The sequence below is a fragment of the Azospirillum oryzae genome (assembly GCF_008364795.1).
Lineage (GTDB): Bacteria > Pseudomonadota > Alphaproteobacteria > Azospirillales > Azospirillaceae > Azospirillum > Azospirillum oryzae.
The window spans coordinates 159,742-173,147 of record NZ_VTTM01000005.1 but is presented as its reverse complement, the minus strand read 5'-3'; the positions used below and the strand labels follow the sequence as shown (position 1 = coordinate 173,147).

Sequence of the window (13,406 nt, the reverse complement as noted above, 5' to 3'; positions counted from 1 at the left end):
TGGAAAGCGATGACGATCTCCTATTGGAACGGGCGTTACCTGCCGCTGGACGAGGTCCATGTGTCGCCGCTGGACCGCGGTTTCCTGTTCGCCGACGGCCTCTATGAGGTGACCGCCGCCTACAACGGCCGCCTGTTCGAGCCGGAGGCGCACATCGCCCGCCTGCAACGCGGGCTGTCCGAACTGCGCATCGACTGCGCCCTGTCGGCCGGCGACTGGCTGGACATCATGGAGCGGCTGGCGGCGGAGTCCGGCATCGACGGCGACCTGACCGTCTATCTGCAGGTCACCCGCGGCGCAGCATCCAGCCGCGGCCATGCCTTCCCGGCGGGCGTCACCCCGTCGGTGTTCGGCATGGCCAGCCCGCTGAAGCGCCCGCCCGCCGCGTGGCGCGACCAGGGCGTCGCCGCCATCACCATCCCCGACATCCGCTGGGGCCGCTGCGACCTGAAGACGGTGGCGCTGCTGGGCAGCGTGCTGGCGCAGCAGGCGGCGACCGATGCCGGGGTGATCGATGCGCTGCAACTGCGCGACGGCATGGTGACGGAGGGCGCCGCCACCAACATCTTCGTGGTCAAGGACGGCGTCATCGCCACGCCGCTCAAGGACAACCGCATCCTGGAGGGCATCACCCGCATCGTCGTCTTGCGGCTTGCCGCCGAGGCCGGCCTGCGGCTGGAGGAGCGCGACATCCCGGCGGCGGAGCTTGAGACCGCCGACGAGATCTGGATCGCCAGCACCACCAAGGAAATCACCCCGGTCACCAGTCTGAACGGCAAGCCGGTCGGCAGCGGCGCGCCGGGCATGGTGTGGCGCCGCATCTTCGCGCTGTTCGCCGAGAGGCTGGGGCGATGAGCACCGCTGCGGCTGCCGCAAAAGCCGTCGACACCGCGCCGGCCCTGCTTTCCGTAGAGGGGCTGAGCGTCGCCTTCGACGGCGAGCATGGTCCCGTGCGCGTGGTCGACGACGTCAGCTTCACCGTGGCGCCGGGCGAGACGGTCGCCATCGTCGGTGAATCCGGCTCCGGCAAGTCGGTGACCTCACTGTCGCTGATGCGGCTGGTCGATTATGCCGGCGGCCGCATCGTCGGCGGGCGCATCCGCTTCAAGGGTCGTGACGGGCGCGAACGCGATCTCGCCACGCCGCCGGCCGAGGCGTTGACCGACATGCGCGGCAACGACATCGCAATGGTCTTTCAGGAGCCGATGACGTCGTTGAACCCGGTCTTCACCATCGGCGACCAGATCGCCGAGGCGGTGATGCTGCACCAGGGTCTCGACCGCAAGGCGGCGCGGGCGGAGGCGCTACGCATGCTGGAGAAGGTTCGCATTCCCGAACCGGCCCGCTTGCTTGACCGTCACCCGCACCAGCTGTCGGGCGGCATGCGCCAGCGCGTGATGATCGCGATGGCTCTGTCCTGCCGCCCGTCTCTGCTGATCGCCGACGAACCGACCACGGCGCTGGACGTCACCATCCAGGCGCAGATCCTGCGGCTGATCCGCCTGCTGCAGGACGAGATGGGGATGGGCGTCATCTTCATCACCCACGACATGGGCGTGGTGGCGGAGGTCGCCGACCGCGTCGTCGTGATGTGGCGCGGCCGCAAGGTGGAGGAGGGGCCTGTCGAGCGCATCTTCCAGGCGCCGCAGCACCCCTACACCAAGGCGCTGCTGTCGGCGGTGCCGAAGCTGGGCGCGTTGCGCGGCCAGGATTTGCCGATCCGCTTTCCCTTGCTGGTGGTCGATGAGGCCAAGGCAGACGCCACCCCGCCGGCCCCGCCGGTTCAGGACACCGTGCGCGCCGCCGATGCACCGTTGCTGGAGGTGCGCGACCTCACCACCCGATTCGACGTGCGCAAGGGCATCTTCGGCTCGCTGAAGGCCCGCGTCCATGCGGTGGAGAAGGTCAGCTTCGCCGTTCGTCCGGGCGAGACGCTGGCGTTGGTCGGCGAGTCCGGCTGCGGCAAGTCGACCACCGGCCGCACCATCATGGGGCTTCAGTCCGCCACCTCCGGAACCATCCGCTTTGACGGCGTCGACACCGCGACGCTGGATTCCAACGGTCAGGCCAAGCTGAAGGAAAAGATCCAGTATATCTTCCAGGATCCCTTCGCCTCGCTGAACCCGCGCATGACCGTCGGCTTCAGCGTCGCCGAACCGATGCTGGTCCACGACTATGTGCCGACCGCAAAGCCCGGCGTGTCGCGCCGCCGCGCCATCGAGGAGCGGGTGGCCGAGCTGCTGACCCAGGTTGGCCTCAAGCCGGAACACGCGCGCCGCTACCCGCACGAATTCTCCGGCGGTCAGCGCCAGCGCATCTGCATCGCCCGCGCCATCGCCTGCGATCCGAAGCTGATCATCGCCGACGAGGCGGTGGCGGCGCTCGACGTGTCGATCCAGGCGCAGATCGTCAACCTGCTGATGGAACTCCAGGCCACGCGCGGCCTGTCCTACCTGTTCATCAGCCACGACATGGCGGTGGTGGAGCGGGTCAGCCACCGCGTCGCGGTGATGTATCTCGGCCAGATCGTCGAACTCGGCCCCCGTCGCGCCGTGTTCGAGAACCCGCAGCACCCCTACACCCGCCGCCTGATGGCGGCGGTGCCGATCGCCGATCCCAGCCGCCGCACCCGCGACCTGCGGCTGCTGACCGGCGAGATCCCCAGCCCGATCCGCAGCCTCGGCGACGAGCCGCTGGTCCAGCCGCTGGTGCCGGTCGGCGACGACCATTTCGTCGCGCGCCACGCCGTCGGCGGCGACTTCTGAAACAAAAAACAGGGAGTACTCACGTGAAGCGTTTCGCTCTTCCCCTGCTGGCCGGCCTGCTCGCCGGCACCGCGCTGGCCGGTCCGGCCTTCGCCGCGAAGGATCTGGTCGTCGGCATCCCCGACAACATCACCACGCTGGACCCGGCCGACATCAACGACACGCTGTCGCAGTCGGCCAGCCGCACGATGATGCAGGGCCTGTTCGGCTTCGACAAGGACATGAAGCTGGTGCCGCTGCTGGCCGAGAGCTTCGAGGTCAACGACGACGCCACCGAATACACCTACCACCTGCGCAAGGGCGTCACCTTCCATGACGGTTCGCCCTTCAACGCCCAGGCGGTGAAGACCAACTTCGACCGCCTGTCCAACCCGGCCAACCGGCTGAAGCGCCAGAGCCTGCTGGCGATGCTGGCCGAAACGGTGGTGGTCGACGACTATACCGTCAAGTTGAAGCTGTCGCAGCCCTTCGGTGCGCTGAACAACAACCTCGCCCATCCCGGCGCCATGATCCACAGCCCGAAGGCGCTGGAGACCTATGGCAAAGAGATTGGCCGCCACCCGGTCGGCACCGGCCCCTACAAGTTCGTCAGCTGGGAAGCCGACACCCTGAAGGTCGAGAAGAACGACAAGTATTGGAAGCAGGGCCTGCCGAAGATCGACCATGTCACGCTGAAGAGCGTGCCGGAAAACGGCAGCCGCATCGCCATGCTGCAGACCAACGAGGCGCAGTTCATCTATCCGCTGCCGCCCGAAATGGTGAAGATGGTGGAAGCCAACACCCAGCTGGAGATCATCGACGCCCCGTCGATCATCGCCCGCTATGTGGCGATGAACACCATGAAGAAGCCGTTCAACGACCCGCGCGTCCGTCAGGCGCTGAACTACGCCATCGACAAGAACGCCTACGCGAAGGTGGTCTATCGCGGCTATGCCGGCCCGCTTGATTCGGCGATCCCGCCGAAGCTCGGCTTCCACGTCACCCAGCCGAACCAGTACACCTACGACCTTGCCAAGGCGAAGGCGCTGCTGGCCGAAGCCGGCTATCCGAACGGCTTCGAGGCCGAGATGTTCGGCCGCAACAGCACCAACTTCATCCGCGGCATGCAGTTCGTCCAGCAGCAGCTGTCGCAGATCGGCGTCAAGCTGACCGTCACCCCGCTGGAGGCCGGCGTCGAGACCGCCCGCGTCTGGGGTGTCGAGAAGCCGGAGGACGCCACGGTGCAGATGCAGTATGGCGGTTGGTCGGCCTCGACCGGCGATGCCGACTGGGGTCTGCGCCCGCTGCTGTGGGGCAAGGGCTTCCCGCCGAAGTTCTTCAACGTCGCCTACTATAAGAATGACACGGTCGACGCCGCCATCGAGACCGGCATCGGCACCGCCGACACCGCCAAGCGCGCCGAGGCCTATCGCGTCGCCCAGGAGCAGATCTGGAAGGACGCGCCGTGGATCTTCCTCGGCGTCGAGAACCTGCTGGCCGGCAAGTCGAAGAAGCTGACCGGCTTCTACTATGTCGCCGACGGCGGTCTGCAGATGGAAGAGGCCGATCTGCAGTGATGTGAGCGTGGCGCCGGTCGTCGTCGCGGCTGGCGCCGCGTTGCCCCCTCCCTAACCCTCCCCCACCTTTGGTGGGAGAGGGGACTGCCGCCGCTCTGCGACTTGCCCCCTCTCCCGCGAAGCGGGGGAGGGTTGGGGAGGGGGCATTCGAAGCCGACACCCCACCCAGGCCCTCCACCAGGACCTCTGCCCCATGCTGAAATATCTCGTCGGCCGCCTCGCCGGCATCCTGCCGGTTCTGCTGGTGATCTCAGTCTTCGTCTTCGGATTCGTCCATCTGCTGCCGGGCGACCCGGCGCGGCTGGTCGCCGGGCCGGATGCGACGCAGCGGGACATCGAACTGGTGCGCCAGGATCTCGGCCTCGATAAGCCGTTGTGGGTGCAATATGGCCGCTTCCTCGGCAACGCGGTGCAGGGCGAGTTCGGGCGGTCGATGAAGTCCAAGCGGCCGGTGTCGCAGGAGATCGGCGAACGCTTCATGCCGACCTTCTACCTCACCGTCGTCGCCATGATCTGGGCGACGCTGGCCGGGCTGCTGATCGGCGTGGCGTCGGCGACGAAGCGCGGGCGCTGGCAGGACCATGTCGGCATGGTGGTGGCGGTGTCGGGCATCGCCTTTCCCTCCTTCTGGCTCGGCCTGCTGATGATCGACCTGTTCTCGGTCAAGCTCGGCTGGCTGCCGACCAGCGGCTATGGGACGTGGCAGCATTTCGTCATGCCGTCGCTGACGCTCGGCCTCGGCGTCGCCGCGGTGATGGCGCGCTTCACCCGCTCCGCCTTCATCGAGATCGCGCGCGAGGATTACGTCCGCACCGCGCGGGCCAAGGGCGTGCCGGCCCGGCTGGTGGTGTGGAAGCACACGCTGCGCAACGCGCTGATCCCGATCATCACGATGGTCGGACTGCAGTTCGGCTTCCTGCTCGGCGGGTCCATCGTGGTCGAGACGGTGTTCTCCTGGCCGGGGCTGGGCCGGCTGCTGGTGGATAGCGTCAATTACCGCGACTACACCGTCATCCAGGCCGAGATCCTGCTTTTCTCGCTGGAGTTCATCATCATCAACCTGCTGGTCGACGTGCTGTACGCCCTCGCCAACCCCGAGATTCGCTACTCATGACCACGACAGACGCAACCGGCGTGGCCGCCGTAACTCATGAAGCCGTCCGTTCGCCGCTGCGCGAGTTCTGGCGCAAGTTCCGGCGCAACCGCACCGCCATGGCCGCCGGCATCTGCCTGGCAGCACTGGCGCTGGCGGCGGCGGCGGCACCCTGGATCGCGCCGTTCGATCCGGCGGCCTTCGATTACGACCGCATCCTGGAAGGCCCGTCGGCCGACCATTGGGCCGGCACCGACGCCTATGGCCGCGACATCTTCAGCCGCATCCTGTGGGGCGCGCGCATCTCGCTGTCGGTCGGTCTGCTGTCGGTGCTGCTGGGCGGGGCGGCCGGCGTGGCGCTGGGGCTGATCGCCGGCTTCCGCGGCGGCTGGATCGACAGCCTCATCATGCGCATCTGCGATGTGCTGCTGGCCTTCCCCGGCATCCTGCTGGCCATCGGCATCGTCGCCATCCTGGGGCCGGGCATCGAGAACGTCATCTATGCGGTGGCGATCTTCAGCGTGCCGGTCTTCGCCCGTCTGGTACGCGGCAGCACGCTGTCGCTGAAGCGCGCGGTCTATGTCGACGCCGCCCGCGCCATCGGCGTGCGCGACCGGCTGCTGATGGTCCGCCACATCCTGCCCGGCACGCTGCCCAGCGTGATCGTCTATGTCTCCATGCGCATCGGCACCTCGATCCTGACGGCAGCGAGCCTCAGCTTCATCGGCCTCGGCGCCCAGCCGCCCAGCCCGGAATGGGGGGCGATGCTGGCCGACGGGCGCAGCTACATCGGCGTCGCCAGCCATGTCACCTTCTATCCCGGCCTCGCCATCTTCCTGACGGTTCTGGCCTTCAACCTGCTCGGCGACGGACTGCGCGATGCCCTCGACCCCAAACTGCGCTGACGGTGCACGGCGTGCGCGGGCCTTCGGGCTCGCCTGCGGCCGGCTGACGCCGGGGCCGCGCAATGCCATCACCGACGTGGCCGGAGTGCGCGTCGGCCATGTCACGCTCAATGAGGGCGCCATCCAGACCGGCGTCACCGCCATCCTGCCCCATGCCGGCAACCTTTACCGCGACAAGCCGGTCGCGGCGGCGGAGGTGCTGAACGGCTTCGGCAAGAGCGTCGGCCTGATGCAGGTGGAGGAGCTTGGGACGCTGGAAACGCCGATCCTGCTGACCAACACCCTGTCGGTCGGCACCGCGTCCACCGCGCTGGTCCGCCACGCCATCGCCGCCAACCCCGACATCGGCCGCAGCACCGCCACCGTCAATCCGGTGGTGATGGAGTGCAACGACGGCCCGCTGAACGACATCCAGGCGCTGGCGGTGACCGAGGCGCACGCCGCCGCTGCTCTCGCCGCCGCGCTGTCCGAACCGGATGGGGCGGAGGTCGCGGTCGGGTCGGTCGGCGCCGGGCGCGGCATGTCCTGCTTCGGCTTCAAGGGCGGCATCGGCACCTCGTCGCGCCGGCTGAAGCTGGATGGCAAGCGCCATCATCTGGGCGTGCTGGTGCTGGCGAATTTCGGCCGGCCGGGGGAGCTGCGGCTGCCCGACGGCCGCCGCATCGCCGTGCCGGAAAAGGACGACGCGCCGGAGAAGGGCTCCGTCATCGTCATCGCCGCCACCGACGTGCCGCTCGACCACCGCCAGCTGCGCCGGGTGATCCGCCGCGCCGGGGTCGGGCTGGCGCGGGTGGGATCCTTCTGGGGCCACGGCAGCGGCGACATCGCGCTGGGCTTCACCACTGCCAACCGCGTCGACCATGACGGGCGGGACGACATCGTGGTCCTGCGCATGCTGAACGAACGCCGCATCGACAGCCTGTTCGAGGCGATGGCCGACGCGACGCAGGAAGCCGTTCTCGACGCGCTGGCCGCCGCCACGCCGGTGGTGGGCCGCGACGGCGCCACCCGGCCCTGCCTGTCAGACCTGCTGATTTCCGGGAGCATTCCGTGAAGATCTACATCTCCGCCGACATCGAAGGGGTGGCCGGCGTCGTCTCCCAGCAGCAGGTTACGCAGGGCAACCCCGAGTACGAGCGCGCCCGCCGCCTGATGACCGCCGAGGTCAACGCCGCCATCGAAGGCGCGCTTGAAGCCGGCGCCACCGAGATCCTGGTCAACGACAGCCACGGCCCGATGGTCAACCTGCTGCCCGACGAACTTCACCCGGCCGCCGAATTGATCCTGGGCCGCCCCAAGCCGATCGGCATGTTCGCTGGTCTGGAGCCGGACACGGCGGGCGTGATGTGCGTCGGCTTCCACACCTCGGCCCGGCAATACGGCATCCTCGCACACACCACCAACAGCTTCGCCTTCGGCCGCGTCCGGGTGAACGGGCTGGAATTGGGGGAGGCCGGCAATTACGGCGCCTATGCCGGCGAGATCGGCGTGCCGGTGATCCTGCTGAGCGGCGACGACCGCTTCGCCGCCGAGATGGCGCCGCTTTTCCCCGAAGCGGAACGCGTGGTGGTCAAGCAGGCGCTCGGCCAGCGCGCCGCCCGCTCCGTGGCGCCGTCGGTCGCCCGCGACCGCATCCGCGCGGCGGCGACCCGCGCCGTCCGCCGGTCCGCGAGCCTCCCGCCCTTCCGCGTTCCGCCGCAAACCGACGGTGCGCCCTATCGACTGGAGATCGAGATGAACAGCCCGGCGCTGGCCGATCTGGCGTCGCTGATCCCGGTGTCCGAGCGCCTCGACCCCGTCACCGTCCGCCTGCCGGCCGCCAGCATGGCCGGCGTGCTGGGCTGGATCAACACATTGTCGGCCATGTCGGCCACCCTGCGCTGAGATCCGCACCCATGACCCTTTCCCACCCGCAGCCCTTCGCGCTGGCCGTCCATGGCGGCGCCGGCACTATCAAGCGCAGCGCCCTTACCCCGGCCCTGACCGAGGGCTATCACGCCGGCCTGCGCCGGGCGCTGGCCGCCGGGCACGCGGTGCTGGCCGACGGCGGCGGCGCGCTCGACGCCGTCACCGCGGCCGTTATGGCCTTGGAGGACGAGCCGCTGTTCAACGCCGGCCGTGGCGCCGTCTTCACCGCCGAGGGCGTGCAGGAGATGGACGCCGCCATCATGGACGGCCGCGACCGCTCCGCCGGTGCGGTGGCCGGCCTGTTCGGCCCGCGCAACCCCATCCTCGCCGCCCGCGCGGTGATGGAACACAGCGAACACGTCCTGCTGATCGGCGAGGGCGCGCTCGATCTCTGCCGCCGCCAGGGTCTGGCGATGGAGGAAGCCCCCTATTTCTTCACCCAGCCGCGCTGGGACGCCCTGCAGGCCGAACTTGAACGCCGTCGTTCCGGCGCGCCCGACGACGGGGATGAGCAGCGCCGCCACGGCACCGTCGGCGCCGTCGCCCGCGACCGCGACGGCAACCTCGCCGCCGCCACCTCGACGGGCGGCATGACCGCCAAGGCCAAGGGCCGCGTCGGCGACAGCCCGGTGATCGGCGCCGGCACCTTCGCCGACAACATCACCTGCGCCGTCTCTGCCACCGGCCACGGCGAGCATTTCATCCGCCGCTGCACCGCCCACGAGATCGACGCCCGCATGCGCTGGGCCGGCCAGAGCCTGGAGCGTGCCGCCGGCGACGTGGTGGACGAGCTGGGCGTGATCGGCGGCTCCGGTGGCCTGATCGCCATCGACCGCGACGGCCGGGTGGCGCTGCCCTTCAACTGTTCCGGCATGTATCGCGGCGCCATCGGGCCGGAGGGTCTGGCGATGACGGCGATCCACCGCGAGGAGTTCCGAATCGGCTGACCCTCCGACGGGGCACCCCGGCGGGCACCGCTGCCCCTCTCCCCCGCTGGACAGGCGGGGGCCGGCGTCCCACGTTGCTGCTGCTCCAGTGCAAAGCCCGAACGGAGGATGACGGCATGCGTGCGATGGTGATTTCGCGGTTCGGCGGTCCCGACGTTTTCGAACTCCAGGACCGGCCGCGTCCGGTCGCGGGACCGGGCGAGTTGCTGGTGCGGGTGGTGGCGTCGGGCACCAACCCGGTGGACGCCAAGATCCGGCAGGCCGGCAGTTGGGCCGGCATTCCGTTCCCGGCGGTGCTGGGGTACGACGTGTCGGGCGTGGTGGAGGAGGTCGGCCCCGGCGTGACCGGCTTCAAGGCCGGCGACGAGGTGTTCTACACCCCGGAGATCTTCGGCAATCCCAACGGCAGCTACGCCGAATACACCGTCGCCGCCGCGTCCATCGTCGCGCACAAGCCGCCGGGCCTCAGCCATGTCGAGGCGGCGGGCATCCCGCTGGCTGGCGGCACGGCGTGGGAGGCCATCGTCCGCCGTCTGGCGGTGCGGCCGGGTGAGACGGTGCTGATCCATGGCGGGGCCGGCGGCGTCGGCAGCTTCGCCATCCAATTCGCCAAGGCGGCCGGCGCCCGCGTGCTCGCCACCGCCAGCAAGGCCAACCACGAGGCGATGCGCGATCTCGGCGCCGACGTGACGCTCGACTACCGCGACACCGACGTGATGGACCGGATCCTGCGCGAGGCGGGCGGGGCGGGGGTGGACGCCGCCTTCGACACCGCCGGCGGCAATGTGCCGATGAGCACCCAGGCGACCCGCCCCTTCGGCCGCATCGCCACCATCCTGCCGCCGACCGGCGACCTCGACGCGCTTTATGTGAAGAACCAGACCCTCTACGGCACCTTCCTGACCCGCGAGGGCGCCCGCCTGCGCGAGATGGCGCCGCTGTTCGAGCGCGGGCAGGCGAGGGTGATCGTCGACGAAGTCCTGCCGCTGGAGCAGGTCGGCAAGGCGCATGAACGGCTCGATTCCGGCCACGGTCGCGGTAAGATCATCCTGCAAGTGGGCGTCTGACGCCCGCACAAGGCATCTGAAGGGGCGGTCGTTGTGTATATCTGGCTGATCGGTCTGCACGTCGCCGCGGTGACGGTGTGGATCGCGGGACTGTCCGTCGCCGCCATCCTGATCAGCGCCCTGGATCCCGCGACCGCCGCCGAGCCGGGACCGACCCGCGTCCTGCGCGCGGCTGGCCGCTGGGACCGCCGCGTGACCTCCCCGGCGATGGGGCTCGCCTGGATTCTCGGGCCCACGCTGGTGGTGGTCGGCGGCTGGGGCTTCGAGCCGTGGCTGGTGGCGAAGGTCGCCATCGTCGTCGCCCTGTCCGCCCTGCACGGCAAGCTCGCCGCCGCGCTGCGCCGGCTGGCCGAACCGGCGCCGGCTTCGGGTGTCCGCCCGGTTTCCCCGCTGCTGCGCTTCTCCCCTCTGGCGGTGATCGTTGGGGTCATCGCCATCGTGACACTGGTGGTGGTGAAGCCCTATTGAACACGGTATGGTGTCGAACCGGGAGGATTCCAGCGCGAAAGGACACGCCATGGCCGTCGCCAAGACCACGATCTGCCTCTGGTACGACAAGGACGCCGAGTCCGCCGCCCGCTTCTATGCCCAGACCTTCTCCGACAGCGCTGTGCACGCCGTCCACCGCGCCCCCGCCGACTACCCGTCCGGCAAGGCGGGCGACGTGCTGACGGTCGAGTTCACCGTCGCCGGCATCCCCTGCCTCGGCCTGAACGGCGGCCCGGCTTTCACGCACAGCGAGGCCTTCTCGTTCCAGATCGCCACCGACGACCAGGAAGAGACCGACCGCTATTGGACCGCCATCGTCGGCAACGGCGGCCAGGAGAGCGCCTGCGGCTGGTGCAAGGACCGCTGGGGCATCTCCTGGCAGATCACGCCCCGCGTGCTGACCGATGCACTGGCGGCCGGTGGAGATGAGGCCAAGCGGGCGTTCGAGGCGATGATGGGGATGACGAAGATCGACGTGGCGGCGATTGAGGCGGCACGGAGGGGGTGAGGGATTTCGCAATCCAAAGGTGGCAGCCGTACTTTCCAAGAGGGTGCGCAAAATCCTCTGATGAAGGCATGGTGGAAGTGGGCTAACGAGACAACGAGGCAATCAGCCAGTCCAGTTCACTGCGTGACGTTGAGATTATGCTGGCGTAAGAATGAATATGAATACTATTCAGTAGGTTGTTTGTGTCTATTGTGACGGTGCGCCCTTTACCTACCATCATAATTTCCATTCGTGTCGTCGATGACAGTCGGGCCGACAGATCGTCTCGATACTTTTCCGCCTGGGCGATGTCGTCGCGCGTGATGCTGTGGGAGGGGCGCTTAAACTCGATCAGTAGGTAGGTATCACCGTAATCTTGAGACAAAAGCAAATCTGGGCGTTTGGCGGCACGGCTACCTTTAAACGTGGTGTCGCAATAACTCTCAATAATATTACGCAGTGTCGCGTTCGAAGACATCATAGAATATTTACGACCGAATACCCAAAGGTTGGTTTCAAGGGCTTTATGCGTGTCCTTCTCGAGCGTTTCTGGCTTTTGGATGAGTTGGTCCAGGTAATCGAGGAACTGACGTCTACGTGCGGCTTGAACACCAATTGTAGAAAGTTCGACCAAGCCGAACTGCTCCAGCGATGCCGCGAATGAGCCGACATCGCTACGGCTTGATGCGCCGATCCGCTCAAGCACCGCCCAATAGATGTCGTGCTCCAACGCATCGAGCGCCACATCGGCGATCGTTGCGATCCGCTCGTCGCTCTCGCCGTAAAAGCGGCGCAGAATGCGGTTTAGTGCCTCTTGGGCGTATTGACGACGGTGTTCGGGTAACTGCTGAAGGCGCTGCTGTACTTGTTTCTGGAGGCGCGCCTTTTGCAGACTCATTTCACGAGCGTGGGTGGCTCGGAGCCCATCTTTCACGACCGCGCTTATGTAGGTCCGAGCCTCTTGAAACGCCTTACTGTTCTCGATCATCCCACCCCAGTCGGCGGTCACATATTCCTCCAGCCCACTCAGGTCGACCTCACCGTAGACGCGCCTCGCAAGTTTCGCCGGAATCTCTTCGTCCTCATCCAATCCAAAGAGCATGGGTTTCCCGACCGCCTTGCCATCGATTTTGAGGATTATTCCTGGCAACCTCGGCGGGCGCTTACCCTCAGCCACGGTGAAATGCAGGCTGACGGTACCAGCGGTTGGCAGCGCCGTGCTTACCTGAGTTGTAGTGCCTGGGACATCTTGTACCGATAGCGGTACGTCGTTTACAAATACTCGGAAACTGTCTTCGCGTCCGTACTCGTGAATTAGTACCTCGCGCAGCCGATCAGGGGTCGGAAAGTTCAAGCGATCATCGAGATCGGTAAGTATGGTAGTTGTTCCGACCTCGCCGTCGCGCGCCGGCTCGTCGGAAAACGGCAATGGCACGGCTTCAAGATCGTTCTGATTTTCGATCAACGTTTTCTTGTCGATCAGTAGCGTGCATCTGCGGCCCCGGGCGACGCCCGCGACCTGCATGCGGCTTGCGATCATAAGCCCAGCGAATTTGCCGATACCTTTCCGACCCTTGACCTTGCGGTTGTACAGAGGCGTCCGCTCGCCGGTTCTCGTGCGCTTATCGCTCGCGATGTTGAGGTACTCGTTACGCATCTCGCGGGCCGTCATACCGGTGCCATCGTCCCTCACGACGATAGCTTCGTTTGTTAGCGGCGTCGGCAGTGAGATCCAGACGTTCCGTGCGTCGGCGTCCCAAGAGTTGTCGACAAGCTCCTTGAGCGCCAACTCACTGGACCGGTAGGTCTCGCCCAACAGTCTAGTCAGCCGTGTATCCACCGAGAAATGCGCAGTGTCGGTCATTTGCCTACAAATCGCTTTAAATCTCGCCTTGATTAAAGTAGCGGAAGTGTGGGGGGTTTTCAATCCCAGGCAGGTGCAGCATGCGATTCTCGCTTTTGAAGCTGCTAAACGGAAAGTGTGAACTCTGTCTCTGCTTCTTGCATGAAATGCAGTCAACTCAGAATGAGGGTCCCCTATCGATGTCGCAGAATGTGTCGATAGCTCCAGAGCCGCTCATGTCCGCATTTGGCCCATAACAGACTCTCCCTCCGCTCCCAATCATCCCGAATGCATGCCACCGAGTGCCCCGGCACTGTCTCCGGTAGCTTTTGCACCACCGGATTTG

12 protein-coding genes are annotated in these 13,406 nt (G+C 66.9%); 11 read left to right on the top strand and 1 reads right to left on the bottom strand.

Annotated elements, in window-relative coordinates; genetic code table 11:
- Positions 1-9 precede the first annotated feature (9 nt).
- The 11 genes from FZ938_RS16215 (at position 10) to FZ938_RS16165 (ending at position 11,238) form a co-directional block, all read left to right on the top strand.
- Positions 10-855 carry a D-amino acid aminotransferase gene (locus FZ938_RS16215; protein WP_149199524.1) on the top strand — a complete coding sequence of 282 codons (846 nt, stop codon included), beginning with the start codon at positions 10-12 and terminating at the stop codon, positions 853-855.
- The gene (locus tag FZ938_RS16210) at positions 852-2,765 is read left to right on the top strand and encodes an ABC transporter ATP-binding protein (protein ID WP_149199523.1); all 1,914 of its coding nucleotides are present in this window, start codon (positions 852-854) and stop codon (positions 2,763-2,765) included. The genes FZ938_RS16215 and FZ938_RS16210 overlap by 4 nt, the downstream gene beginning before the upstream one ends.
- A gap of 23 nt (positions 2,766-2,788) precedes the next feature.
- Positions 2,789-4,321 carry a glutathione ABC transporter substrate-binding protein GsiB gene (gene gsiB / locus FZ938_RS16205; protein ID WP_149199522.1) on the top strand — a complete coding sequence of 511 codons (1,533 nt, stop codon included), beginning with the start codon at positions 2,789-2,791 and terminating at the stop codon, positions 4,319-4,321.
- 193 nt (positions 4,322-4,514) lie between these two features.
- Entirely contained in the window at positions 4,515-5,435 is a 921-nt protein-coding gene (gsiC, locus tag FZ938_RS16200; RefSeq protein WP_149199521.1) for a glutathione ABC transporter permease GsiC, read from the top strand.
- Positions 5,432-6,319, top strand: coding sequence for an ABC transporter permease subunit (locus tag FZ938_RS16195; RefSeq protein ID WP_149199520.1), 888 nt, complete (start codon positions 5,432-5,434; stop codon positions 6,317-6,319). Before gsiC ends, FZ938_RS16195 begins: the two co-directional genes overlap by 4 nt.
- Positions 6,294-7,373, top strand: a complete 1,080-nt coding sequence (locus FZ938_RS16190; protein ID WP_149199519.1) for a DmpA family aminopeptidase — start codon at positions 6,294-6,296, stop codon at positions 7,371-7,373. Before FZ938_RS16195 ends, FZ938_RS16190 begins: the two co-directional genes overlap by 26 nt.
- On the top strand, positions 7,370-8,203 hold the full coding sequence (locus tag FZ938_RS16185) for a M55 family metallopeptidase (protein ID WP_149199518.1): 834 nt from the start codon (positions 7,370-7,372) through the stop codon (positions 8,201-8,203). The genes FZ938_RS16190 and FZ938_RS16185 overlap by 4 nt, the downstream gene beginning before the upstream one ends.
- Before the next feature lie 11 nt (positions 8,204-8,214).
- Positions 8,215-9,174 (top strand): isoaspartyl peptidase/L-asparaginase family protein, encoded by a 960-nt coding sequence (locus FZ938_RS16180; RefSeq protein ID WP_149199517.1) that lies wholly within the window; start codon positions 8,215-8,217, stop codon positions 9,172-9,174.
- Between the two features lie 116 nt (positions 9,175-9,290).
- Positions 9,291-10,241: a zinc-dependent alcohol dehydrogenase family protein gene (locus FZ938_RS16175; RefSeq protein ID WP_149199516.1), complete on the top strand. Its 951-nt coding sequence runs from the start codon at positions 9,291-9,293 to the stop codon at positions 10,239-10,241.
- A gap of 33 nt (positions 10,242-10,274) precedes the next feature.
- Complete coding sequence (locus FZ938_RS16170; RefSeq protein WP_149199515.1) at positions 10,275-10,709, top strand: CopD family protein; 435 nt, start codon at positions 10,275-10,277, stop codon at positions 10,707-10,709.
- Between the two features lie 49 nt (positions 10,710-10,758).
- On the top strand, positions 10,759-11,238 hold the full coding sequence (locus FZ938_RS16165; protein ID WP_149199514.1) for a VOC family protein: 480 nt from the start codon (positions 10,759-10,761) through the stop codon (positions 11,236-11,238).
- An 82-nt stretch (positions 11,239-11,320) separates the two neighbouring features.
- On the opposite strand, the gene FZ938_RS16160 is transcribed toward FZ938_RS16165, so the two are convergent.
- Complete coding sequence (locus FZ938_RS16160; protein ID WP_149199513.1) at positions 11,321-13,081, bottom strand: ATP-binding protein; 1,761 nt, start codon at positions 13,079-13,081, stop codon at positions 11,321-11,323.
- Positions 13,082-13,406: the final 325 nt, after the last annotated feature.